At 64.8% G+C, this 22,234-nt stretch carries 16 protein-coding genes and 1 riboswitch; of the genes, 7 read left to right on the forward strand and 9 right to left on the reverse strand.

Annotated elements, in window-relative coordinates:
- The first annotated feature begins 76 nt into the window (after positions 1 to 76).
- The 5 genes from A9762_RS25500 (at position 77) to A9762_RS25520 (ending at position 6,459) form a co-directional block, all read left to right on the forward strand.
- Positions 77 to 1,048 carry a LysR family transcriptional regulator gene (locus tag A9762_RS25500; protein ID WP_069344768.1) on the forward strand — a complete coding sequence of 324 codons (972 nt, stop codon included), beginning with the start codon at positions 77 to 79 and terminating at the stop codon, positions 1,046 to 1,048.
- 158 nt (positions 1,049 to 1,206) lie between these two features.
- Positions 1,207 to 3,165 (forward strand): aconitase family protein, encoded by a 1,959-nt coding sequence (locus A9762_RS25505; RefSeq protein WP_069344769.1) that lies wholly within the window; start codon positions 1,207 to 1,209, stop codon positions 3,163 to 3,165.
- Between the two features lie 271 nt (positions 3,166 to 3,436).
- A complete protein-coding gene (locus A9762_RS25510; protein ID WP_083254299.1) occupies positions 3,437 to 4,876 on the forward strand; it encodes an MFS transporter in 1,440 nt (479 codons plus the stop codon).
- Between the two features lie 64 nt (positions 4,877 to 4,940).
- Positions 4,941 to 5,534, forward strand: a complete 594-nt coding sequence (locus A9762_RS25515) for a bifunctional 2-polyprenyl-6-hydroxyphenol methylase/3-demethylubiquinol 3-O-methyltransferase UbiG (RefSeq protein ID WP_069344771.1) — start codon at positions 4,941 to 4,943, stop codon at positions 5,532 to 5,534.
- A gap of 328 nt (positions 5,535 to 5,862) precedes the next feature.
- The gene (locus tag A9762_RS25520) at positions 5,863 to 6,459 is read left to right on the forward strand and encodes a hypothetical protein (RefSeq protein ID WP_069344772.1); all 597 of its coding nucleotides are present in this window, start codon (positions 5,863 to 5,865) and stop codon (positions 6,457 to 6,459) included.
- Positions 6,460 to 6,523: 64 nt separating this feature from the next.
- Here A9762_RS25520 and pepN read toward each other — a convergent pair whose 3' ends face one another.
- Positions 6,524 to 9,235: an aminopeptidase N gene (pepN, locus tag A9762_RS25525; protein WP_069344773.1), complete on the reverse strand. Its 2,712-nt coding sequence runs from the start codon at positions 9,233 to 9,235 to the stop codon at positions 6,524 to 6,526.
- 224 nt (positions 9,236 to 9,459) lie between these two features.
- On the opposite strand from pepN, the gene A9762_RS25530 reads away from it, so the two are divergent.
- On the forward strand, positions 9,460 to 10,068 hold the full coding sequence (locus A9762_RS25530; protein WP_083254287.1) for a DUF4136 domain-containing protein: 609 nt from the start codon (positions 9,460 to 9,462) through the stop codon (positions 10,066 to 10,068).
- A gap of 134 nt (positions 10,069 to 10,202) precedes the next feature.
- Here the strand turns inward: A9762_RS25530 and A9762_RS25535 are convergent, their stop codons facing one another.
- The 7 genes from A9762_RS25535 to xdhA all read right to left on the reverse strand — a co-directional run bounded on the left by A9762_RS25535 (position 10,203) and on the right by xdhA (position 20,322).
- A complete protein-coding gene (locus A9762_RS25535) occupies positions 10,203 to 10,760 on the reverse strand; it encodes a TMEM165/GDT1 family protein (RefSeq protein WP_240493714.1) in 558 nt (185 codons plus the stop codon).
- Between the two features lie 14 nt (positions 10,761 to 10,774).
- A riboswitch (yybP-ykoY riboswitch) is annotated at positions 10,775 to 10,958 on the reverse strand.
- Positions 10,959 to 11,166: 208 nt separating this feature from the next.
- Positions 11,167 to 12,513, reverse strand: coding sequence for a guanine deaminase (gene guaD / locus A9762_RS25540; RefSeq protein ID WP_083254289.1), 1,347 nt, complete (start codon positions 12,511 to 12,513; stop codon positions 11,167 to 11,169).
- 19 nt (positions 12,514 to 12,532) lie between these two features.
- Positions 12,533 to 13,999 (reverse strand): NCS2 family permease, encoded by a 1,467-nt coding sequence (locus A9762_RS25545; RefSeq protein ID WP_240493715.1) that lies wholly within the window; start codon positions 13,997 to 13,999, stop codon positions 12,533 to 12,535.
- Between the two features lie 254 nt (positions 14,000 to 14,253).
- Complete coding sequence (locus tag A9762_RS25550) at positions 14,254 to 15,303, reverse strand: adenosine deaminase (RefSeq protein WP_069344775.1); 1,050 nt, start codon at positions 15,301 to 15,303, stop codon at positions 14,254 to 14,256.
- A 106-nt stretch (positions 15,304 to 15,409) separates the two neighbouring features.
- Positions 15,410 to 16,498 carry a xanthine dehydrogenase accessory protein XdhC gene (gene xdhC, locus A9762_RS25555; RefSeq protein WP_069344776.1) on the reverse strand — a complete coding sequence of 363 codons (1,089 nt, stop codon included), beginning with the start codon at positions 16,496 to 16,498 and terminating at the stop codon, positions 15,410 to 15,412.
- Complete coding sequence (gene xdhB / locus A9762_RS25560) at positions 16,498 to 18,837, reverse strand: xanthine dehydrogenase molybdopterin binding subunit (RefSeq protein WP_069344777.1); 2,340 nt, start codon at positions 18,835 to 18,837, stop codon at positions 16,498 to 16,500. Before xdhB ends, xdhC begins: the two co-directional genes overlap by 1 nt.
- A gap of 12 nt (positions 18,838 to 18,849) precedes the next feature.
- The gene (gene xdhA, locus A9762_RS25565; protein ID WP_069344778.1) at positions 18,850 to 20,322 is read right to left on the reverse strand and encodes a xanthine dehydrogenase small subunit; all 1,473 of its coding nucleotides are present in this window, start codon (positions 20,320 to 20,322) and stop codon (positions 18,850 to 18,852) included.
- A 258-nt stretch (positions 20,323 to 20,580) separates the two neighbouring features.
- Between xdhA and A9762_RS25570 the strand changes: the two genes are divergently transcribed.
- Entirely contained in the window at positions 20,581 to 21,555 is a 975-nt protein-coding gene (locus tag A9762_RS25570; protein WP_069344779.1) for a LysR substrate-binding domain-containing protein, read from the forward strand.
- A 127-nt stretch (positions 21,556 to 21,682) separates the two neighbouring features.
- Here the strand turns inward: A9762_RS25570 and A9762_RS25575 are convergent, their stop codons facing one another.
- Positions 21,683 to 22,195 carry a disulfide bond formation protein B gene (locus tag A9762_RS25575; protein WP_069344780.1) on the reverse strand — a complete coding sequence of 171 codons (513 nt, stop codon included), beginning with the start codon at positions 22,193 to 22,195 and terminating at the stop codon, positions 21,683 to 21,685.
- Positions 22,196 to 22,234: the final 39 nt, after the last annotated feature.

Raw genomic sequence — 22,234 nt, forward strand, 5'->3', positions numbered from 1 at the left:
CCAGCAAAAGACGTGCCCCTCGCGGGGCCGCGCCAGCCGGGCGTTTCCGGCATTTCCGGTGTATTGCCGTACGGGTATGGAAAACCTTCTCCGCAAGCTTGACCTCACTTCTTTGCGTCTTTTCGTGGCTGTCTGCCAGGAGCGGAGCATGGCGCGTGCCGCCGAGCGCGAATTCATCGCGCCGTCGGCCATCAGCCGTCGCATTGCCGACATCGAAGCCATTGTCGGACTCCCGCTCATCCAGCGTCATCAGCGCGGCATCACCGTCACGCCGGTCGGCGAGACGGTGCGCCGCTATGCCGAACGTATTTTAGGCACGATCGAATCGCTGGGCGCCGAGTTGTCCCAATTTCACGAGGGCGCCCGTGGCAGCGTGCGGATTGCGGCGAACCTGTCGGCCATCGTGCAGTTCCTGCCGGAGGATCTGGCCGCCTTCGGGCGGGTGTTCTCGGCTGTGGATGTCGAACTCGACGAGCAGCACAGCAACGAAGTGCTCCAGCGCGTGGCCGAGCGGGCCGTGGATGTGGGCATCTGCAACACTGTCGAAGGGATCGAAGCCTTCACGATGGTGCCGTACCGTCGTGACCGGCTTGCGGTGATTCTGCCCGCAGGGCATCCGCTGGCCGCGCGCACGGGCGAGATTCCGTTCTCGGCCTGTGTCGGGGAGACGCTGGTGGGCCTTCAGGGCAACAGTGCGCTTACGCAGATGTTGCGGCAGCAGGCGAGCGCAGCGGGAGAACAGTTGCGCATCAAGATTCGTGTGTCCAGCCTCGACGCCCTGTGCCGCATGGCGCATGCCGGGCTGGGCATCGCCATCGCGCCCGAGCAGGTCGGGCAGTTGTATGTCGGCAAGCTCGATATCGTCGTGCGTCCGCTCACCGACGAGTGGGCGCACCGGCAACTGTGGCTCGTCTTCCCCTCGCGCGAGCAACTGAGTGCGACGGCGTCTGCGGTCGTGAATTTCCTCGCCCAGGGACAGCAAGGTCAGGCGCACGGCGCGCCCGACGCTCCCCGTGTGCCTGCCTCGCCTCGTCCGACCGACGGCTGAGCCGTCCCCGTGCGCGGGCGGCACGGCAACGTCCTGAGCGCGTGCTTCGCGCACGAGCCTTCACGATCGCCCTTCGCAATCGATCACGCCCGGCTTGCCGAGACGGCACGGCAGGGCGATGACGCGGCCGCTATGCTGTCTTCCGGAGGTAATGCCGCATGGAAGACACCATTCGTTTCGACGGCCGCGTGCTGTTTCTGTCCGACGACCCGGCCATCGTGCGCCGTCAGTTGTCTGGCGAGTCCATCACGCGCGCGCAAGCCGGTGCGCTGCGCGACAACGTTTCGACGGATGAAATCACGCCGGTGACCGTCATGCTCACGTATGACGAGCGACTTGGCCGCTACCCCTACGTCGGTTTCAAAGCGGGAAACGAGATGCCCATCGGCGAGCACGACGTGCGTCGCGGTGGCTTTCAGGTCACCGTGGCAGGCAAGAGATACGGCAAGGGATCGTCGCGTGAATCGAGCCCGCTCGCCGAGTTGTCGGCGGGGATCCGACTGATCGTCGCCGAGAGCTTCGAGCGCATCTATCAGCAGAACTGCGACAACATCGGCATTCTGACGACGACCGACTTCGGTGTGCTCGACCGTATTCTTGCCGGCGAGTCCATTCCGATCACCGAATTTCTCAAGGGGCGCGACGCCCTCACGCAGCAAATCATCCGCAGCGGCGGCCTGCTCGCCTACAGCAAGTTCGCCGAGTGGCCTGCACCGTTGGCCCCCGTCGAGGCAGCCGATGCCACGCCCCGTACGCTCGTCGAGAAGATCATGGCGCGGCGTCTGCATCCGGCCACGCCGGGCACAGCGCATGGCGACGGCGTATTCCTGCGCGTCGACTGGCGCTTCTCGCACGATTACTTCACCGGAATGTGCGCCCATCTGATGCATCGCGCGTTCGGCGAGCCGGCGGCGCTGCACGATCCCGCTCGTATCATCGCGTTTCAGGACCATCTGGTGCTCGCGGCGCAGAGCTTTCCGCACGTCTCGCAAGGCTTGTTGCCGGGCGTGGCCAATCTGACGAGCGGCCATCGCGAATTCGTCGCGCGCTATCCCGTGCTGGCGCATGGGCAACTGGCGCAGGACGGCGAGCCGGGCGCGGCCGGTGCCGACGGCATCTGCCACGCACTGATGGCCGAGCGCTATGCGTTACCGGGGCAGATCGTGATCGGCACCGACTCGCACACGCCGCACGCGGGCGCGCTGGGCTGCCTCGCGTTCGGCGCAGGCGCCACGGACATTGCGAACAGTTGGGTAACGGGCTACGTACGCTGCAAGGTGCCGCAGACGCTGCGCATCGAGATCGACGGCCGACTCGCGCCGGGCGTCACCGCCAAGGACGTCGTGCTGCATCTGCTGCGTCTCGACGCGATTCGCAGTGGCGACGCCATCGGCCTCGTCTTCGAATATGCGGGCAGCGCCGTGCGGGCCATGTCGGTCGACGAGCGTGCCACGCTGACCAATATGGTGGCGGAGTTGGGCGGCTTCACCGGCATCGTCGAACCCGACGAGAAGACGGTGGCGTTCCTCAAGGCACGGCGCGGCATCGACTTCACGCTGGAACCGTGGGTGACGAGCGACCCCGGCGCGAGCTATCGCGACGTGATTCGCATCGACGCCGCGTCGCTCACGCCCATGCTGGCGCGTCCCGGCGACCCGGGCAACGGCGTTGCGCTCGCGGAGCTCGACGCGCCGGTGGCCATCGATATTGCCTACGGCGGCTCGTGCACGGCCGGCAAGCGCGACGACTTCGACGCCTATCACGACGTGCTCGCCTGGGGCGTCGCGAAGGGCCTTCGGGTCGCACAGGGCCGCTCGCTGTTCCTGCAATTCGGCACGATGGATGTGCATGCCTACTGCGAGGCGCAGGGGTATCTGAAGACGTTTGAAGCGGCGGGCGTCACGCTCATCTCGCCGGGATGCGGCGCATGCGCCAACTGCGGGCCGGGACAGTCGACGTCGGCAGAGCAGGTCACGATCAGCGCCATCAACCGCAATTTTCCCGGACGCTCGGGGCCGGGCAGTGTGTGGCTCGCGAGTCCTTACACGGTCGCGGCGAGCGCGCTTGCCGGTCGCATCGTCAGCTTCGACGAATTGAAGGCGACGGTGGCGTCGTAGCGCAGCATCGGGTTTCGACAGGCGCGACGCATGCCGCCGGTCTCGCGCAATCCGCGAGGATGTGCTGCCGGTGGCGAATGTTGTGGCGCACTGTGCTGTTGTTGGTGAACATCGCAATTTTTCGTAGTACGTGGCAAAGGTGACTGGCGCGGTGCTATTCGTGGCACAATTTCGGCCTCGCGCCTGTCGATTCATGGTGTATCCGACGTCCGGAGAGATGTCGGCCAGTGAGCAGTTCGGCCATGACCGAACAGGCCCGGAGACGATTTTCATGCCATCCCCCGACGTATCGATGCCTTCCATGCCCCACGCCGCGCAAGCAACGACTGCGGCCACGCGCCTCACCGCAGGCGACATTTCCGCCCGACTCGACCGATTGCCGCCCACCCGCACCGTCTGGAAGCTGGTGGTGTTGCTCAGTCTCGGTTTCTTCTTCGAACTCTACGATCTGCTCTATACCGGCTATATCGCCCCGGGCCTCGTGAAGAGCGGCATTCTGACGCCCACGACGCCGGGTCTGTTCGGCACCACCGGCGTGGCGAGTTTCATCGCAGCGCTATTCTCGGGGCTGTTCATCGGCACCATCGCGTGCGGTTTTCTCGCCGACCGCTTCGGACGCCGCGCCGTGTTCACGGGCTCGCTGCTCTGGTACACGGTCGCCAACGTCATCATGGCGTTTCAGGAGACGGCCACGGGCGTGAACTTCTGGCGCTTCGTCGTGGGGCTGGGCATCGGTGTCGAACTCGTGACGATCGGCACCTACATCGCGGAACTTGTCCCGAAGCAGATTCGCGGCCGTGCGTTCGCGTGCGAGCAGGCGGTCGGTTTCACGGCGGTGCCGGTTGTCGCGTTGCTCTCGTACTGGCTCGTGCCTCGTGAGTTGTTCGGTCTGGAAGGCTGGCGTTGGGTCGTGCTCATCGGTGCACATGGCGCCGTGTTCGTCTGGTGGATTCGCCGCGCGTTGCCGGAAAGCCCGCGCTGGCTCGCCCAGAAGGGGCGTCTCGACGAAGCCGAGCGCGTGCTCTCGGCGCTCGAAGCGCGTGTCGAGCGCGAATACGGCAAGCCGCTGCCGCCGCCGGGCGTGCCTGAGCCGGTCGCGCCGAAGAGCGCGTTTCGCGACATGTGGGTGCCGCCGTATCGCAAGCGCGCGATCATGATGATTCTCTTCAACATCTTCCAGACGGTGGGCTTTTACGGCTTCGCCAACTGGGTGCCGACGCTGCTCATCAAGCAAGGCATCACGGTGACGACGAGTCTCGCCTATTCGAGCGTGATTGCGCTCGCGGCGCCGGTCGGGCCGCTGATCGGGCTGTGGATGGCCGACAAGGTCGAGCGTAAGCACGCCATCGTGTGGACCGCCGGGATCGGCATCGTGTGCGGGATGGTGTTCTCGCAAGTCACCTCGTCGGTCCTGTTGATTGCGATGGGCATCGGTCTCACGCTCGCGAACAACATCATGTCGTACAGCTACCACGCCTATCAGACGGAACTGTTCCCCACGGGCATTCGTGCGCGCGCGGTGGGCTTCGTCTATTCGTGGAGCCGCTTCTCGGCGATCTTCACGGCGTTTCTGATTGCATCGGTATTGCGCAATTTCGGCGTGACGGGCGTGTTTGCATTCATCTCGTGCGCCATGCTGATCGTGATGCTTTCTATCGGTCTGATGGGGCCGCGCACCCGGGATATCGCGCTCGAGAAGATTTCCCAATAGTTGGTTAAGCTGGAGACTCGCGAAAGCTTTCGAGGGCTTTCGAGCCCTCCCGGAGATTCCCATCATGGCGGACTTGCAGACCGAAGCGGCCTATGAGGCCAATGCCCGGCGTTACGGCGAGGAGTGGCTCAACCAGCCGCCGCCCGACGATATGTACGCACTGCTCGTGCGGCACTTCGTTCCGGGCGGGCGGACCATCGATGTGGGATGCGGCAACGGGCGCGACGCTGCGTGGCTCTCGCAAGAGGGGTTCGACGTCACCGGTTACGACGCCTCCCCCGCACTGGTGGCACTGGCGCGCGAATCCTTCCCGTGGGTGACGTTTCACCTCGACCGGTTGCCGATGCTCGACACCGTGATGGCGCAGTTCGACAACGTGCTGTGCGAGACGGTGCTGATGCATCTGCCCGCCGACGAAGTTGCACAGGCCGCCGACCGCCTCTGGACGCTCGTGCGCCCGGGCGGCGTGCTGTACGTGTCGTGGCGCGTGACCGAGGGTGCCGATCATCGGCATGAAGATGGTCGTCTCTACAGCGCCTTCGAGCCAGCCGTCGTGCGCGCCGCGTTGCATGACGGCATCGTGTTGCACGAAGAAGACGTCACAAGTGCCAGCTCTGGCAAGCGTGTTTGCCGGATCATCGTGCGACGGCCTGCCTGACGAGCGCTGCCCGGTCGACGTCATTGGCCATCCCGGGCCAGACCGGGCGGGCCCGGATGGCTGAATCATTCCCCCGGGTGCTGACACGCATCGGCCGCACCTTTCATCATGGACGCAGAATTCGGGACGGCGCACCTGTCAGGGTTGACAGGTGCGCAAACGCGTTCGGTTGACTAGACTCCGCTGCAAATAGCACGCACACGATCAATCACAAGCAAGCGGCGTGCCTTATGCGAGTTGCGATGCAGTGGTGGGAGCATTGGCAAGGCGGGAAAGCGCACTCGCGGCAACGACTCAGGTTTGTAGAGCAGAAGTCGGGAGGTAGCGCATGGAAGAGTTCGTTCTACTTTCGCGCGGTGATCTCGTGCCGCCAGTTTCCGTCGACACTCGTTATCCACGCGTCACGATCGATGAACAGGGCGCACCGGAACGCGGGGCGTTGCATTACGACGGGTGTATGCGCGCGTGGTGCTACGACGGCGAGGAGAAGAAGCGGTTTCTGCCCGTCGACGTTAAGCTCGAAGCGATCGACGGCTCACCGTTCTGGTGGAGCGTGCGGGGGGAAGTCCGTTCGCCCGTCGCGTCTCATGCCGCCTTCGACGAGGCGCTGCGCCTGACATTTCGCTCCAGTCTGCTCAACGGGACTTACGAGGTGGAGAGTCCGCCGGATGCGCGCGTCATGATGATCTATCAACTGACGTTCCGCGATCCGCCGAACTATCCGGGGCAGGACGTGCATCTGACCATCAGCGCCATGAGCGGAAAGGTCACGCTGTGTAACGATCCTGTGAATCACCTGATGGCAGGGGCGTTCGACGAGGTTGTCATTCCGGTGCCGGCGCTACGGCCGTTGATTGGCGTCGGGCCGCGCTGGCCCTACAAGCTTTACATCAGATGCGGATACTTCGAAGTCATGCAGCCGTGATGACGGGTGTCGTCACGGCTGCATGACCCGCTCGCCCGAAAGCGGCGGGTCTGACGATCTGCGATCAGGCGAGCGCCTTCTCGACGATCTCGCGCACGTCCTTCGACAGCGCCGAGTGCTTTGCCACTTGCTCCAGTGCTTCACGCATGCGCTCGCGCAATGCCGGCGTGTACTTGCGCCAGCGGTCGAGCACGCGTGCCAGTCGCGCCGCGACTTGCGGGTTGAGCGCGTCGAGCGTGAGGACCTGTTCGGCCCAGAACTGGTAACCCGAGCCGTCTGCCGCGTGGAACTGCGCCGGATTGCCGCTACAGAAGCTGAAAATCAGCGAGCGCGCGCGATTCGGGTTCTTCAGCGTGAATGCCGGATGACGCATCAGCGCGCGTACCGCATCGATCACGCAATGGCTACCGTCACCGCGCTGCATCGCTTGCAGGGCAAACCACTTGTCGATGGCGAGCGGCTCGTTCTCGAAGCGCTGATAGAAGTCGACCAGCGCATCGGCGGCATGGTTCTGACCGTGCGCCGCATCGCCTTCACGCGCTGCGCCGCCACGCTGCACGAGCGCCGTGAGCGCTGCGAAACGGTCGGTCATGTTGTCGGCGGTGTCGTATTGCGTATGGGCGGTTTGCGCGATGCCAGCGTCCGACAACTCCATCAGGTACGACAGGGCGAGGTTCTTTAGCGCCCGCTCGCCGCTCGATGCGGCGTCCGGCTGGTACGGGCCTGGCACACGATGGTTGTGATACGCCGCGAGCCACTCGGTGTGCAGCGACGCCGCCAGACGCTGGCGCAGATACTGACGTGCGGCATGAATCGCCGCCGGGTCGATCTCCGTCATCTGTTCGCCGAGATACGATTCGGCCGGCAGCGTGAGCGCCTGCGCACGGAAGGCCGGATCGAGCGTTTCGTCGCGCAGCACTTGCCGGAAGGCTTCGAGCACGTAGCTGTCCACGCTCGGCAACTGGCCCATCTGAATCGATTCGACGAGCGCGAGCAATTGACGCGTGGCCAGTCGCTGACCCGCTTCCCAGCGGTTGAACGGGTCGCTGTCGTGCGCCATCAGGAAGGCGAGTTCGTCGATGGTGTATTCGTGTTCGACGATGACCGGTGCCGAGAAGCCGCGCAGCAGCGAGGGCATGGGCGAGTGTTCCACGTCGACGAAGGTGAAGCTCTGACGCTCCTGCGTGAAGTCGAGCACGCGCGTGGTCGACGCCGGTGCATCGGCGGCTTCGCCTTGCAGGCGCAGCACCATGTCGCGGCCGTCGCGATCGAGCAGGCCGACAGCGAACGGAATATGGAACGGTTGCTTGACGAGCGTTTCGTCCTGCAATTCGACGCCGACCTTCGGGCAGCGCTGCGTGAGTGTGAGCGTGTAGGTGCGCGCCGATTCGTCGTAAGCGGCATCGACCGTCACACGCGGGGTGCCGGCCTGGCTGTACCAGCGGCCGAACTGCGTGAGGTCGCGACCGTTGGCGTCTGCCATGGCGGCGCGGAAGTCGTCGCAGGTCACGGCCTGACCGTCATGGCGCTCGAAATACAGGTCCATGCCGCGACGGAAGCCGTCCCGGCCGAGCAGCGTCTGATACATGCGCACGACTTCGGCGCCTTTCTCGTAGACGGTGACCGTATAGAAGTTGTTGATTTCGACGTAGCTCTCCGGGCGCACCGGATGCGCCATCGGACCGGCGTCTTCGGGGAACTGCGCCTGACGCAGCACGCGCACGTCGTCGATGCGCTTGACCGCGCGGCCCGACTCGGAGCCCATCATGTCGGCGGAGAATTCCTGATCGCGGAACACCGTCAAGCCTTCCTTCAGGCTCAACTGGAACCAGTCGCGGCAGGTCACGCGGTTGCCGGTCCAGTTGTGGAAGTACTCGTGGCCCACGACCGCTTCGATATTGCCGAAGTCGTCGTCGGTGGCCGTGGCGGCATCCGCCAGCACGTACTTCGTGTTGAAGATGTTCAGGCCCTTGTTCTCCATCGCGCCCATGTTGAAGTCGCTCACGGCGACGATCATGAAGCGATCGAGATCGAGCACGCGGCCGAAGCGCTCCTCGTCCCAGCGGATCGAGTTGATGAGCGAGTGCATGGCATGCTCGGTCTTCTCCAGATCCTGCGGCTGCACCCACACCTGAAGCAGCTTCTCGCGGCCGTCGCCGGCCACGATGCGTTCCTCACGGCACACCAGACGGCCTGCAACGAGCGCGAACAGATAGCTGGGTTTCTTGAACGGGTCGTCCCACACGGCGAAATGGCGGCCGTCGGGCAGGTCGCCCTTGTCGATCAGATTGCCGTTGGCCAGCAGCACCGGATACGCTTCGCGGTCGGCGCGCAGCGTGACGGTGTACGTCGCCATGACATCGGGACGATCGAGGAAGTAGGTGATCTTGCGAAAGCCCTCGGCTTCGCACTGGGTGAAGAAGTTGCCGCCGGAGACGTACAGCCCCATGAGCGACGTGTTCTCCTGCGGGCGGCAGCGGGTCACGAGCGTGAGTTCGAACGCTTGCGGCGGCGCCTGCACGGTGAGCGTCTCGTCGCCGGTGCGGTAGCCGGACCACGGCTTGCCGTCGATTTCGAGGCTGACCAGTTGCAGCCCTTGCCCCACGAGTTCAAGGTCGCCGCCTGCGCCGGCCGGGTTGCGGTGCAAGCGCAATCGGCTGGTCACGGTGGTCACATCGGGGGCGAGATCGAAGTCGAGTTGGACGGTGTCGATTAGATACGCCGGCGGCGTATAGTCGGAACGTTGGATGACACCTGCGAGGTCGGTTCTGAGCATGGACGGTAATGTGCGGACGGCCAAGGATTCACAAATTGTAACGGAGTGGCGCAACCTTGGCGTCCAAGCCGCAAATTTGCTGAATTTTCGTTCAACGCTTCCGTCAAATGACTCGGATGTGCGCGAGGCGCCGTCCTATGCTTAAATCGTCGCAGGTTACCGGCCATGGAAGGGCAATTGCCGCACGCCCGGCCGGTCTTGGGTTATCTCGGGAGTTGTGAATCATGTGGAAACGATGGGGAATGGCGACGTTGGCCGTCGCCAGCGTCTTGCTGTCCGGATGTGCCAGCACGGTCACCAGTCAGGTTACCGCGTTCGGCGATTCGCCGGGTTTCGACGGGCCGCGCACTTACGCGCTCACGCGCACGCCCGAGCAGCAGAACAATCAGGAACACGCCACCTACGAGCAGTGGTTGCGTACGCGTTTGTCGGGGGATGGTTTCACTGAGCAAAGTGCGTCGAGTGCGCACTATCTGGTCGGCATGACCTACGGTATTCAGCAGCAGGTGATGCGCGTGACTGAACCGGCCTACGATCCGATGTTCGCGCCCGGCCCTTGGGGGCCGTGGGGCCGTCCGTGGGGCTGGTACGGCTATCCCTACGGGGCGCCGCCTGCCTATGTCCAGCGCGATTATCCCTACGCGCTTGCCGGTTTGCAGTTGCGTTTCACCGATCGTGCCAGCGGCAAGGAGGTGTACCGCGTGCAGGCCGATACGAGCGACGCCGGCACCTCGATGGCTTCCGCGATGCCTTTCCTGATCGACGCGGCACTCAAGCAGTTGCCGTTCCCGAGCGGACGCACGGTCAGCGTGCAGCAGCAGGTCGGCAAGTAAGACGGCATGCGCCGGCGGCGACGTCAGCCGAAACCCGGCAGCGGAACCCCGGCAACGGATCCGGGCGATGCCACAAAAGCGCCGGAGTCAACGCCCGCGTCTGACGACGCATGGCCTGGCTCCGGCGTTTTGCATTACTGCATTAGCGTAATCACGCCGAGCACCAGGAAGATGACGGCGGCCACGGCGTGCACCGCACGCGTGGGCAGGCGTCCCGAGAACTTGTGACCGACGAGCACGGCGGGCACGTTGGCGAGCATCATGCCGAGCGTCGTGCCGGCCACCACACCGAAGAAATCCTGATAGCGTGCCGCGAGCATGACCGTGGCGATCTGCGTCTTGTCGCCCATCTCGGCAATGAAGAACGTGATGACGGTCGACACGAACACCCCGAACTTGCGGCGGGTGTTGGATTCCTCGTCATCGAGCTTGTCGGGCACGAGAATCCAGATCGCCATGCCGATGAACGACGCGACGACGGCCCATTTCATGATGGCGGGACTGATGGCGGTCGACAGCCATTCACCGACGGCGCCGGCGAAGGCGTGGTTGATCAGCGTGGCGACGAAAATGCCGAGAATGATCGGCACGGGCTTCTTGAAGCGCGCAGCGAGCACAAGGGACAACAGTTGGGTTTTATCGCCGATTTCGGCAAGCGCGACCACACCGGTCGATACGAGGAATGGGGACACCTTATTTTTCTCCGCCGGGCCGTGTAATTGCGAGCCAATGACAATGCATCCCGGCCCGGGTGGCGGAAGCATCGTCATCGGTCTCGCCAGGCCCGAGGGCTGCGCACGCCATAGCCGGAACCGGCCAAGTTTGTTGACGTACGCCCCTGCCGAAGACAGATGTCTATGACAGGGCGGCTACTCCCCAATGAATCGAGGCGGATTATAGCATCCGCTCGTTGATGTGCAAAATGCAAAAAAGGGCGGCCGAAGCCGCCCAAGGAGATCCCCGGCCGCATGCCCCTTGCGCGCGGCCGGCGACTGCGGGGAAACGGTCACCGCGCCAAGGCAGCGGCGGCCGTTTCCTCGCAAAGACAGCTGTCGTGTCGTCATCCCGACGCCCCGCAAAGAGGCGTCATCTCACCGCTCAGTGCGCCGCGCGGCGATGCACCGGCTTGCCTGCCGCGTAGGTCGTGGCGATGGCGCGGTCGTCGCCCAGCATCGCGAACGCGAAGAGCAGTTCCTCCAGCGATTCAGCCAGTGCGGTACGACGCGCGAGCAGCGGCGTGGCCTTCGGATCGAGCACCACGAAGTCGGCTTCTGCGCCCACGGCCAGCGTGCCGATCGTGCCGTGCAGGTCCAGCGCGTGCGCCGCGCCCTCGGTGGCGAGATAGAACATGCGTTCGGCCGAGAGGTGATAGCCCGACAGACGCGCCACCTTGTGCGCCTCGTTCATCGTCTGCAACATCGAGAAGGTCGAACCGCCGCCCACGTCCGTGGCGAGCGTGACCGGCATGCGCGTCGCTTCGGCGGCGGCGAAGTCGAACAGCCCGCTGCCGAGGAACTGGTTCGATGTGGGGCAATGCGCCGCGACGGTGCCCGTCTCGAACATGCGTCGGCGATCGTGCTCGTCGAGCCAGATGCAGTGCCCGTACACGGCGCGCTTGCGCAGCAGCTTGTAATGGTCGTAGACGTCGAGATAGCTGCGATGCCCCGGAAACAGCGAGCGCACCCATTCGACCTCGTCGGTGTTCTCCGCCACGTGGCTCTGGATGAACACGTCCTGATACTGCTCGGCGAGTTCACCGCACACGCCGAGCTGGGCTTCGGTCGACGTCGGTGCGAAGCGCGGCGTGAGCGCGTAGAGCTGACGTCCCTTGTTATGCCAGCGCTGGATCAACGTCTCGCTGTCGCGCGCGCCGCTCTCGGCCGTGTCGCGCAGGAAGTCCGGGCAGTTGCGATCCATCATCACCTTGCCCGCGATCATGCGCAGATTGCGCGAGTCGCTTTCCTTGAAGAAGGCGTCTGCCGAACCCGGGTGCACGGTGCAGTACACCAGCGCGCTCGTGGTGCCGCCGCGCAGCAGTTCGTCGAGGAAGAACTGGGCGACGTCGGCCGCGTATTCCGGATTCTCGAAGCGGCGCTCGGTCGGGAACGTGTATTTCTCCAGCCACGGCAGCAGGCCCGGCGCGGGCGACGCGATCATATCCGTTTGCGGATAGTGGATGTGCGTGTCGATGAAGCCCGGGGTGATGACCTTGCCGCGCAGGTCTTCGATGGGCGTGCCCGCCGGGAGCGTCGGCGCCACCTTGGCATAGTCGCCTACGGCGGTGATGCGGCCGTTGGCGAACGCGACGATGCCGTCCGTGTGATGCACGGTGCCGGGCGTGCCGTCGAGATAGGCGCGCGCGGGATCGTGGGTGAAGTAGACCAGTTGGGCACGCACGGCGCGAAGCTCGCCGGTGGCCATCGTGGTGGGGTTTGCGGTGGACATGAGTGGGGTCCTTCTGTCTTTACATTTGCGTGAGCAGCAGCACGGCCAGCGCTGCCACGACCCACATCGCGGGCTTGATCTCCTTCACGCGTCCCGTGAACAGCTTGAGAACGACGAAGGCGAGGAAGCTGTAGGCGATGCCGTCGGTGATCGAATACGAAATCGGAATCATCACGAGCGCGATGAAACTCGGGATGGCTTCATCCATGCGATGCCACTCGATGCGCGCGACCGACTCCATCATAAACACACCGACGAGGATCAGCGCCGGGGCCGTGGCGATCGCCGGCACGAGCGAGAGCATCGGCGAGAGGAACAGGAACGGCAGGAACAGCAGCGCGCAGACCACGGCGGTCAGGCCGGTGCGGCCGCCCTGGGCGATACCGGCGGCCGATTCGATGTAGGCGTTCGCCGGGCTCGTGCCGAGCGGGCCGGAGATGAGCACCGAGAACGAGTCGACGATCATCGCCTGACGCATGTTGCGCGGATTGCCGTCGCGATCCTTCATGTTGCCGGCCTCGGCAATGCTCATGAAGGTCGAGAGGGTATCAAAGAACGCGGTGAAGAGCATCACGAAGATGAACGGCAGGTAAGCCACCTTGAGCGCGCCCATCAGATCCAGTTGACCGATGCCCGAGAAGTCCGGCGCGGCGAAGAATCCCTGGAAGTTCACCAGCGTGGCCGTGGCGATTTCCTTGGGGAAGTAGCCGCTGCCGTCGCCCCAGAGACGCCCGATGGGCACGGCCATGAGCGTGGTGACGACGATACCGATCATCAGCGCGCCGTTCACGCGACGTGCGACGAGCACGGTCGTGAGCGCAAGCCCGATGAGGAACGTGACGGTCGGCGGCGACAGATGCGCGAGACGCACGACCGTGACCGGATCGCTCACCACGAGCTTGGCGTTGACCAGTCCGATCACGGTGATGAACAGGCCGATGCCGCACGAGATGGCGTAACGCAGGTTCGCGGGAATCGCTTCGACGACGAAGCGTCGCACGTTCAGCGCGGCGAGCAAGGCGAACAGAATGCCCGACCAGAACACGCAGCCCAGTGCGGTCTGCCACGGCATGCCGACGCCATGCACCATCGTGAACGCGAACAGCGCGTTCAGGCCCATGCCCGGCGCGACGAGCACCGGATTGCGCGCGTAAAGCCCCATCGCGCAACTGCCGAAGAAGCTGATGAGCACCGTGGCGGTCAGTGCCGCCGGGAAGGCCATGCCGGTCTTGGACAGAATGGCCGGATTCACGACGATGATGTACATCGCCGCGAGGAAAGTCGTGATACCCGCTATCACTTCGGTGCGGAACGTGGAGCCGAGCGCCGTGATACCGAAATAACGATCGAGCGGGGATGCCGGTTGCGCGCCCGCCACGCGCGTGCCGTCGTTCGTCGCAGTCGTTGCCGCCGGCGCCTTGTCGATGGTGGCATCGAGTGCGACGTCAAGCGTATGACTCGCCGGGGGGCTGAGCGATGAGTCCATGGGGTGTTGTCTCCGATATGTTCTATGTGGAGTGCGCCTTGCGTCGAGGGTGTGGGGGCACCTTTGGCACGTATCAGGGCACGCTCGAAAAATAGCATCGGGTCCCGGTGAAAATATTCCTCATGCGGAATGTTCCACATCATCGGCAGGTAATGTGGCGACGCGCGCGGTACCGCCATTACGGATCGCGTGCACATAAAAAAACGCCCGAATGATTCGGGCGTTTGATTGGCCGGGGCGTCAGCGGTGGCGGATTACGCCGAGTGCGCCGTGTGCGCCGCGCGGAATTGCTCAAGTTCACCGACCAGACGGCGCTTCTCGCTGTCATCGATGAACGAGGCTTCGAAGCTATTCCTTGCCATCGTGTAAGCGTCGTCGAGCGTCATGTCGAGTGCGTCGAACGTCGCGAGGAAGTTCTCGTTCAGATAGCCGCCGAAGTAGGCCGGGTCGTCCGAGTTGATCGTCACTGCCAGACCGCGTTTGAGCAACTGGTGCAGCGTGTGCTGTCCCATGTCGTCGAACACTTTGAGACGCACGTTCGACAGCGGGCACACCGTCAGCGCGATTTTCTCGCGCGCGAGACGATCCAGCAGCGCCTCGTCTTCGATGGCGCGCACGCCGTGATCGACGCGCTCCACGCGCAGCATGTCGAGCGCTTCGTGAATGTACTCGGGCGGGCCTTCCTCACCGGCGTGCGCCACGATGCGCAGGCCGAGCGCGCGGCAGCGCTCGAACACCCGTGCGAACTTGTTGGGCGGATGCCCCTGTTCCGATGAGTCGAGCCCCACGCCCACGAGACGATGCCCGTGGCTGTTGAAATACGGCAGCGCCGTTTCCAGCGTTTGCAGGGCGTCTTCCTCGGGAAGATGGCGCAGGAAGCACAGGATCAGACGGCTCGTAATGCCATGCTGTGCCTCGGCTTCGGCGAGCGCGCGTTCGATGCCGTTGACAACTGTGGCCATCGATACGCCGCGCGAGGTGTGCGTTTGCGGATCGAAGAAAATTTCGGTGTGGCGGATGTTGTCGGCGGCGGCGCGCGTCATGTAGGCACGCGTCATGTCGTAGAAATCGTCTTCGGTGAGCAGCACGCTTGCGCCCGCGTAGTAGATGTCCAGGAACGACTGGAGATCGGTGAAGGCGTACGCGTCGCGCAGGGCTTCCACGCTGGGATAGGGCAGCGTGACGCCATTGCGCCCGGCGAGCCGGAAGATCAGCTCAGGCTCCAGTGTGCCCTCGATGTGCAGATGCAGCTCCGCCTTGGGCATGGCGCAAAGGGTCTTGGCGAGTTCTGGCGTGAGTGGCATGGGGTGTCTTGTGTGAGGGGGATGGGCGGGATTCTACCGTCGGAGACCCTCGCCGGTCTCGTGGGCGAGTGCTCGCACGCGATGTCGACGGTATTTCGCGAGATCGTCAGGCCGAAATGCCGGTGTCCTGCATCGCCGTCTGAGCGGTCTGCGCCATCTGATGCATCTGCTGTTCGCGCACGCGCAGCAACTGCGCCGTGACGGCAATCGCAATCGTCGCGGGGGCTTTGCCGCTGATCCCGGCCACGCCGATGGGGCAGATCATCTGTTCGAAACGTTCGGGCGGCACGCCGCGATCGCGAAGGCGGTGCTCGAACTGACGACGCTTGGTCATCGACCCGATCAACCCGAAATAGGCGAAATCGTTGCGCTTGAAGATTTCCTCGCACAGGCGCTGATCCAAAGCATGGTTGTGCGTCATGACGAGGAAATACGCCCCCGGGGGCGCTTCGGTCACCACGGCCTCCGGCGTGTCGGTCGACTCCACGACGGTATTGGGCGGCACCGATTCGGGGAACGTCTCGGTGCGCTCGTCGGCCCATGTGACGCGGCACGGCAGCGTGGCGAGCACTTGCACGATGGCCTGCCCGACGTGGCCCGCGCCGAACAGCACGATATGAAAGTCGCTCGGCGCGAGGCGCTCGGTGAGCCACAGCCAGCCGTCGCTGCCTTGCCAGAACGAGCAGGCGGCATCGTCGGCATCGCGAGTGAGCGTATGCGGTTGGGCGAGCGGTTCGCTGGCGTCGAGTGCCGTCAGCAGTACGGGGCCGCCTTGCTGCTGACTTGCGGCAGCGTCTGCCCCCGGCGCGCCGAACGCCACACTGCGCAGGCTCGCCTGACCGGCGGCCAGACGCTTGTGCAAGGCGCTCACCCACGCCAGATCGGCCAGCGTGAGCACTTCGAAGGCAAGGGTGACGGCGCCGCCGCAGCACTGACCGAGGCTCGGGCCGAGCGCAAAACGCTCGACGTGGCGCGCGCCTTGCTGCCCGTACTGACGCAGCAACTGGCGCGCGACGTCCATCGCCCGCCATTCGAGATGGCCGCCGCCGATCGTCTCCCACACGTGCTCACGCGTGACGAGCAGGTGGGTGCCTGCCTCACGCGGCGCAGAGCCTTCCACGCGCGCGATCGTGACCAGTACGGCCGCTTCGCCGCGCGCGAGCAGCTTGTGGGCGACGTCGACCCAGCGATGCATCAGGCGGCGCTCCGGGTGCGCAACTCGGTGATCGCCATGAGCAGCGCTTCGGAGGTGGCCGGTGCGTTGAGCACCGGCTCGTCGCGATAGTCGTTCACGCTGGCCACCGCGTCGCGCAGGGCGTTGAACACCGAGAACGGCAGCAGCAGCGGCGGCTCGCCCACGGCTTTTGAGCGATGGATCGAGTCCATCACGTTGGTGTTGTCGAACAGCGCCACGCGGAAGTCCGTCGGGCAATCACTGATGCCGGGAATCTTGTACGTGGAGGGGGCGTGCGTCATGAGCTTGCCGTCCTTGTTCCACCACAGTTCTTCCGTCGTCAGCCAGCCCATGCCCTGAATGAACGCGCCTTCGACCTGACCGATGTCGAGCGCCGGGTTGATCGACTTGCCGGCGTCGTGCAGCACGTCGGCGCGCAGCAGACGCCATTCGCCGGTGAGCGTGTCGAGGATCACTTCCGAGACAGCCGCGCCGTAGGCGAAGTAGTAGAACGGGTTGCCGTTCATCGCCTTGGCATCCCACGAGAGTCCCGGCGTGGCGTAGAAGCCGTCCGACCAGAGTTGCACGCGTGCCCAGTACGCCGCTTCCACGAGGTCGGGGAAGGGGATGTCGTTGCCGTTCGCGCTGACGATGTCGTCGGCGAAGCGCACGTCGTCCGCCGAGCCGCCGTACTTCTGCGCGGCGAATGCGGCCAGACGCTGACGAATCTGCCATGCGGCGTTCTGTGCGGCCTTGCCGTTCAGGTCGGCCCCGGTCGATGCGGCCGTGGCCGACGTGTTCGCTACCTTGCTCGTGTCGGTGGCCGTCACCCGCACGTGGGAGAGGTCGACGCCGAGTTCGTGGGCCACCACCTGTGCGACTTTGGTGTTGAGCCCCTGACCCATCTCGGTGCCGCCGTGGTTCACGAGCATCGAGCCGTCACGGTAGACGTGCACCAGCGCGCCGGCCTGGTTGAACGCCTGCACGTTGAACGAGATGCCGAACTTGAGCGGCGTGAGCGCCAGCCCCTTGCGCAGCACCGGGCTCGTGCGGTTGAACGCGCGCACGGCTTCGCGGCGGGCGCGGTAGTCGCTCGTGCGCTCCAGTTCCGCGACCAGCTCGTGGATGATGTTGTCCTTGACGAGCTGTCCGTACGGCGTGACGTTGCGCTCGGTCTTGCCGTAGAAGTTCACGCGACGCACGTCCAGTGCATCCTTGCCCAGACGTCGTGCGATGGCGTCTTGCAGCACTTCCATGATGAGCGCGCCTTGCGGGCCGCCGAAGCCACGGAACGCCGTGTTCGATTGCGTGTTCGTCTTGCCGCACAGGGCGCGCAGATCGGCGTCCGGCACGAAGTAGGCGTTGTCGAAGTGGCAGATGGCGCGCGTGGCGACCGGGCCCGACAGGTCGGCCGAGAAGCCGGCACGCAGCGTCATGTCGACTTTCGCGCCGGTGATGCGGCCGTCGTCGTCGAAACCGACGTCGTACTCGAAGTAGAAGCCGTGACGCTTGCCCGTCATCATGAAGTCGTCGTCACGATCCAGACGCAGCTTCACCGGGCGCTTGAGCTTTGAGGCACACAGCGCCGCGACGCACGCGAACAGGCCCGATTGCGATTCCTTGCCACCGAAACCCCCGCCCATGCGACGGCATTCGACCTGCACCTGATGGCTGTGCCAGCCCAGCGCATGGGAGACGAGCGCCTGCATTTCGCTCGGGTGTTGCGTCGAGCAGTAGACGTGGATGCCGTCGTTTTCCTTGGGGATGGCGTACGAAATCTGGCCTTCGAGGTAGAACTGCTCCTGCCCGTTGCATTCGAACGTGCCGCTCAGGCGGTTCGGCGACGCTTGCAGCGCGGCATCGGCATCGCCCCGGCGCAATTGCATCGGCGGAAGTACGCCGGCGCCCGCGGCCTTGGCGGCCTGCGGCGTGAGAATGGCGGGCAAGTCTTCGTATTCGCCCTTGCCCAGACGGGCGGCGCGACGGGCGGCGTCGTGGGATTCGGCCACCACGGCGAACATCGGCTGGCCGATGTACTGCACGACACCGTCTGCGAAAATCGGGTCGTCGTGAATGACCGGGCCACAATCGTTCACACCGGGAATGTCGGCGGCGGTGAGCACGGCGATCACGCCCGGGGCGCGGCGTACGGCGTCGAGATCGAGCGAGAGGATGCGCGCGTGCGCCTTGGGCGACGGGCCGAGCGCGCAGTGCAGCGTGCCTTGCAGCTCGGGAATGTCATCGGTGTACGTGGCCTCGCCGGCCACGTGAAGCTCGGCCGACTCGTGCGGGCGCGAGCGGCCAACCTGGGCGGCAGTCTGTGCGGTCTGCGTCATGAAGCCTTCGACTTGCGTGTTCATGGGCAACTCCGGTTAGACGTTGGCAAACGCGTTGACTTCATGCGCCGCAAGCGGCGCGTCGGTGCGCGTTTCCAGGAAAAAACGATACAGCAGATTCTGCGCACCGGCCAGACGATACGCGCTCGTCGCGCGCATGTCGGACAGCGGCTGATAGTCCGTCGGCAGGGCGGCCATGGCGGCGCGCACATTGGCTTCCGTCCACGGCTGGCCGTTCAGTGCCGCCTCGATGGCGCTGCCGCGCTTGGGCGTGGCGGCCATGCCGCCGAAGGCGATGCGCGCCGAGCGCACGGTGTCGCCGTCGAGTTCGACGGCAAATGCGGCGCAAACGGCCGAGATGTCCTGATCGAAGCGTTTCGCGAGCTTGTAGGTACGAAAGCGTTGCGCAGTGCCCGGCAGCGGCACGCGAATGCCCTGCACGAACTCGCCCGCTTCGAGGGCGTTCTTCTGATACGCAATGTAGAAGTCTTCGAGCGGCATTTCACGCACCACGCCTTCGCGGTGCAGCACGATGCGGGTGCCGAGCACGATCAGCGCGGGCATCGAGTCCCCGATGGGCGAGCCGTTGGCGACGTTGCCGCCGAGTGTGCCGGCATTGCGGATCGGGAACGAGGCGAAGCGCTGACGCAGTTCGGCCAGATCCGGATAGTGATTGACGAGCGCATCGAACGCATCGTTAAGCAAGGCCCCCGCACCGATGTAGATGCCGTTCGGACCTTCGGAAATCTCGCGCAGTTCCGCCACCTGACCGATGTAGATGAGGTGCTTCAGCTCGCGGAATTGCTTCGTCACCCACAGGCCCACGTCGGTGCTGCCGGCGAGGATGCGGGCGTCCGGATAGGCGGCGCGCAGGCGGCCGAGTTCAGCGAGCGTGCGCGGTGCGTGGAAGACATGGCCGTCGTGTTCATACGAAAGTGTGTCGCCGCGCTGCAACGCCTGAAGCTGCTCGGCGAGCGCCTTCCGGTCGAAATCCTGGCGAGGCAGCTCGAACATCTTCTGTGCGGCGTCGACGATGGGACGGTAGCCCGTGCAGCGGCACAGGTTGCCGGACAGCACGTCGTCGATTTCCCGGCGGCCCGGGCAGCCGGCGTCGGCCGGACGGTTCAGATACATGGCCCACAGCGACATCACGAAGCCCGGCGTGCAGAAACCGCACTGCGAGGCATGGCAGTCCACCAGCGCCTGCTGCACCGGGTGCAGCGTGCCGTCGGCAGCGCGCAGGTCTTCGACCGTGAAGAGCGCCTTGCCGTCGAGTGTGGGCAGGAACTGGATGCACGCATTGACCGCACGCAGCGCCACGTTGCCATCGTCGGCCAACTCGCCGATCACGACCGTGCAGGCGCCGCAATCGCCCTCGGCACAACCTTCCTTGGTGCCGGTGCAATGCAGGTCTTCGCGCGTGTACTGAAGCACGGTGCGGGTCGTGGCTTCGCCAGTGACCTCGTGCACCTTGCCGCGGTAAAAGAAGCGGATGGCTTGTGTCTCCATGGTTCTCAGTGTAGTGCAGTGGGGTTGCAGGGGTGCCGAATCGCTTGTCATCGCCCGGAAGCCCCGGTGGACGGGGCGGGAGCGGTATGGAACAGGCCCGGCGTAGGGATGAGCCGAAGATAGCACCGGCGGACGGGGGAAATATTTCGCCACCATGATGATGGCTATTCGGGCGCCCCGATGAGCCATGCTTGTCATAAACTACCGCTCAACCTGCCGTTTTCCGGTGTTCAACACGCCTTCAGAGCGCCCCCGCCCATGCAAAGACCCCGCGAACAGATCGACGCCTACCTGCTGCGGGTACTCCATACGCTGCTCACCGAGCAAAGCGTCTCGCGCGCCGCGCTCAAGCTGGGTCAGTCGCAGCCGGCCATCAGCAACTCGCTGCGCCGTTTGCGCGAGATCACCGGCGACGCCATTCTGGTGCGCGGCAAGAGCGGCATGGTGGCCACCGAGCGCGGCCGGGAACTGCTGGGCTACGCCACCGACGCGCTCGCCGCCATCGAACGCATTACCCATCCGACGACCGAATTCGCGCCGCAAACCACCACGCGGGCGTTCCGGCTCGGCGCCCCCGACTACCTCGATGCCGTCTTTCTGCCCAACATCGCCGAAGTGCTGCGCCGCGATGCGCCGTCGGCCAGACTGCACGTCCAGCCGATCAATGCCGGCTTCGACTACGCGGGCGCGCTGGAAAACGGCTCGCTCGATGTGGTGATCGGCAACTGGCTGGAACCGCCGCCGCAGTTGCACATGTCGCGCCTGTTCGACGACGAGGTCGTCTGCATGCTCGGCGCGCAACATCCGCTCGCGAACAAGGGGATCTCGCTCAAACACTATCTGGAGTTGCCGCACCTCGCGCCGATGCCTTACGTCGCCGAGCGGCAGAGCTTCATCGACGGCTATCTGGCCGAACAGGGGCTGCGCCGCAATATTCAGATGACGATGCCGTACTTCGGGCTGGTGCCGTACGTGCTGATGCGCACCGATCTGGTGTTCACGACGGGGCGTCAGTTTGCGCAGCATTACGCGCGTTATCTGCCGATTCGTGTGGTGCCGTCGCCGATCCAGTTTCCGCCCATGCGCTTCTATCAACTGTGGCACGAGCGCACGCACGCCGCGCCGGAGGTGACGTGGCTGCGGCGCCGTATCGCGGAAGTGGCGACGGAACTCGATGCGGCGAGTGGAGGTGGCAGCAGCGGGACGGACGCGCCTGCGTTGGCGCGGCCCTGAGGGCGATAGCGTGCCAGCACATGGCTTGCACCCAAAAGCATAACGGCCGTCGCCCCAGGGGCTGACGGCCGTTTTTGCGTATGGCTTCAACGTGCCGCGGCAGCGCGACGCGTCTTGTGCAACAACCTTAGCGCAACGAAATCGCGCGACGCGGGCGATGCAGCGCCAGCGCCAGGAAAATCACCACGAATGCGGCGAGCGACCACATCGGCAGCGTCAGCCCCAGAATCGGCGGGTACATCGTCTGGCACATGCCCTGTACCTGGAAGACTTGCGGCAGCATGCGCGAGGTCGGCAGCGCGTCGACGAACGCTTCGACCACGTCGTAACCACAGCTCACCATCGGATTGGCCTGCACGTAGATCAGATAGGCCGACGCGGCCATGCCGCCGATGGCCGACAGCGCAGCGAGCACGCGCGCGACCTGAATGCCTGCCCATCCCCGCGAGACCGCTCCGACGAGACCGAAGATCGCGATCAGCAGCAGTGCGTAGCGCGCCAGAATGCACAGCGGACACGGGTCTTCGTGAAGCACGTACTGGAAGTACAGTGCGCCTCCCAGCAGGGCGAGGCAAACCACGGTGAGCAGGAGATACAGCAGACGTTCGCGGCGCAGGGCCGGGTCGATTTGAGCGTTCATTTCACTTCGGGCGGTAGGCCATCACAAATCCCGCGAATC

It is taken from the genome of Pandoraea sp. ISTKB (assembly GCF_001721285.1).
Taxonomy (GTDB): domain Bacteria; phylum Pseudomonadota; class Gammaproteobacteria; order Burkholderiales; family Burkholderiaceae; genus Pandoraea; species Pandoraea capi.

What these genes read in the sequence shown, in the direction of transcription:
- A9762_RS25505 (WP_069344769.1), top strand. Translation starts at nt 1,207, where the DNA reads ATGGAAGACACCATTCGTTTCGACGGCCGCGTGCTGTTTCTGTCCGAC.
- A9762_RS25500 (WP_069344768.1), top strand. Translation starts at nt 77, where the DNA reads ATGGAAAACCTTCTCCGCAAGCTTGACCTCACTTCTTTGCGTCTTTTC.
- A9762_RS25510 (WP_083254299.1), top strand. Translation starts at nt 3,437, where the DNA reads ATGCCATCCCCCGACGTATCGATGCCTTCCATGCCCCACGCCGCGCAA.
- A9762_RS25545 (WP_240493715.1), bottom strand. Translation starts at nt 13,999, where the DNA reads ATGGACTCATCGCTCAGCCCCCCGGCGAGTCATACGCTTGACGTCGCA.
- pepN (WP_069344773.1), bottom strand. Translation starts at nt 9,235, where the DNA reads ATGCTCAGAACCGACCTCGCAGGTGTCATCCAACGTTCCGACTATACG.
- guaD (WP_083254289.1), bottom strand. Translation starts at nt 12,513, where the DNA reads ATGTCCACCGCAAACCCCACCACGATGGCCACCGGCGAGCTTCGCGCC.
- A9762_RS25570 (WP_069344779.1), top strand. Translation starts at nt 20,581, where the DNA reads ATGCAAAGACCCCGCGAACAGATCGACGCCTACCTGCTGCGGGTACTC.
- xdhC (WP_069344776.1), bottom strand. Translation starts at nt 16,498, where the DNA reads ATGCATCGCTGGGTCGACGTCGCCCACAAGCTGCTCGCGCGCGGCGAA.
- A9762_RS25530 (WP_083254287.1), top strand. Translation starts at nt 9,460, where the DNA reads ATGTGGAAACGATGGGGAATGGCGACGTTGGCCGTCGCCAGCGTCTTG.
- xdhA (WP_069344778.1), bottom strand. Translation starts at nt 20,322, where the DNA reads ATGGAGACACAAGCCATCCGCTTCTTTTACCGCGGCAAGGTGCACGAG.
- xdhB (WP_069344777.1), bottom strand. Translation starts at nt 18,837, where the DNA reads ATGAACACGCAAGTCGAAGGCTTCATGACGCAGACCGCACAGACTGCC.
- A9762_RS25520 (WP_069344772.1), top strand. Translation starts at nt 5,863, where the DNA reads ATGGAAGAGTTCGTTCTACTTTCGCGCGGTGATCTCGTGCCGCCAGTT.
- A9762_RS25575 (WP_069344780.1), bottom strand. Translation starts at nt 22,195, where the DNA reads ATGAACGCTCAAATCGACCCGGCCCTGCGCCGCGAACGTCTGCTGTAT.
- A9762_RS25550 (WP_069344775.1), bottom strand. Translation starts at nt 15,303, where the DNA reads ATGCCACTCACGCCAGAACTCGCCAAGACCCTTTGCGCCATGCCCAAG.
- A9762_RS25515 (WP_069344771.1), top strand. Translation starts at nt 4,941, where the DNA reads ATGGCGGACTTGCAGACCGAAGCGGCCTATGAGGCCAATGCCCGGCGT.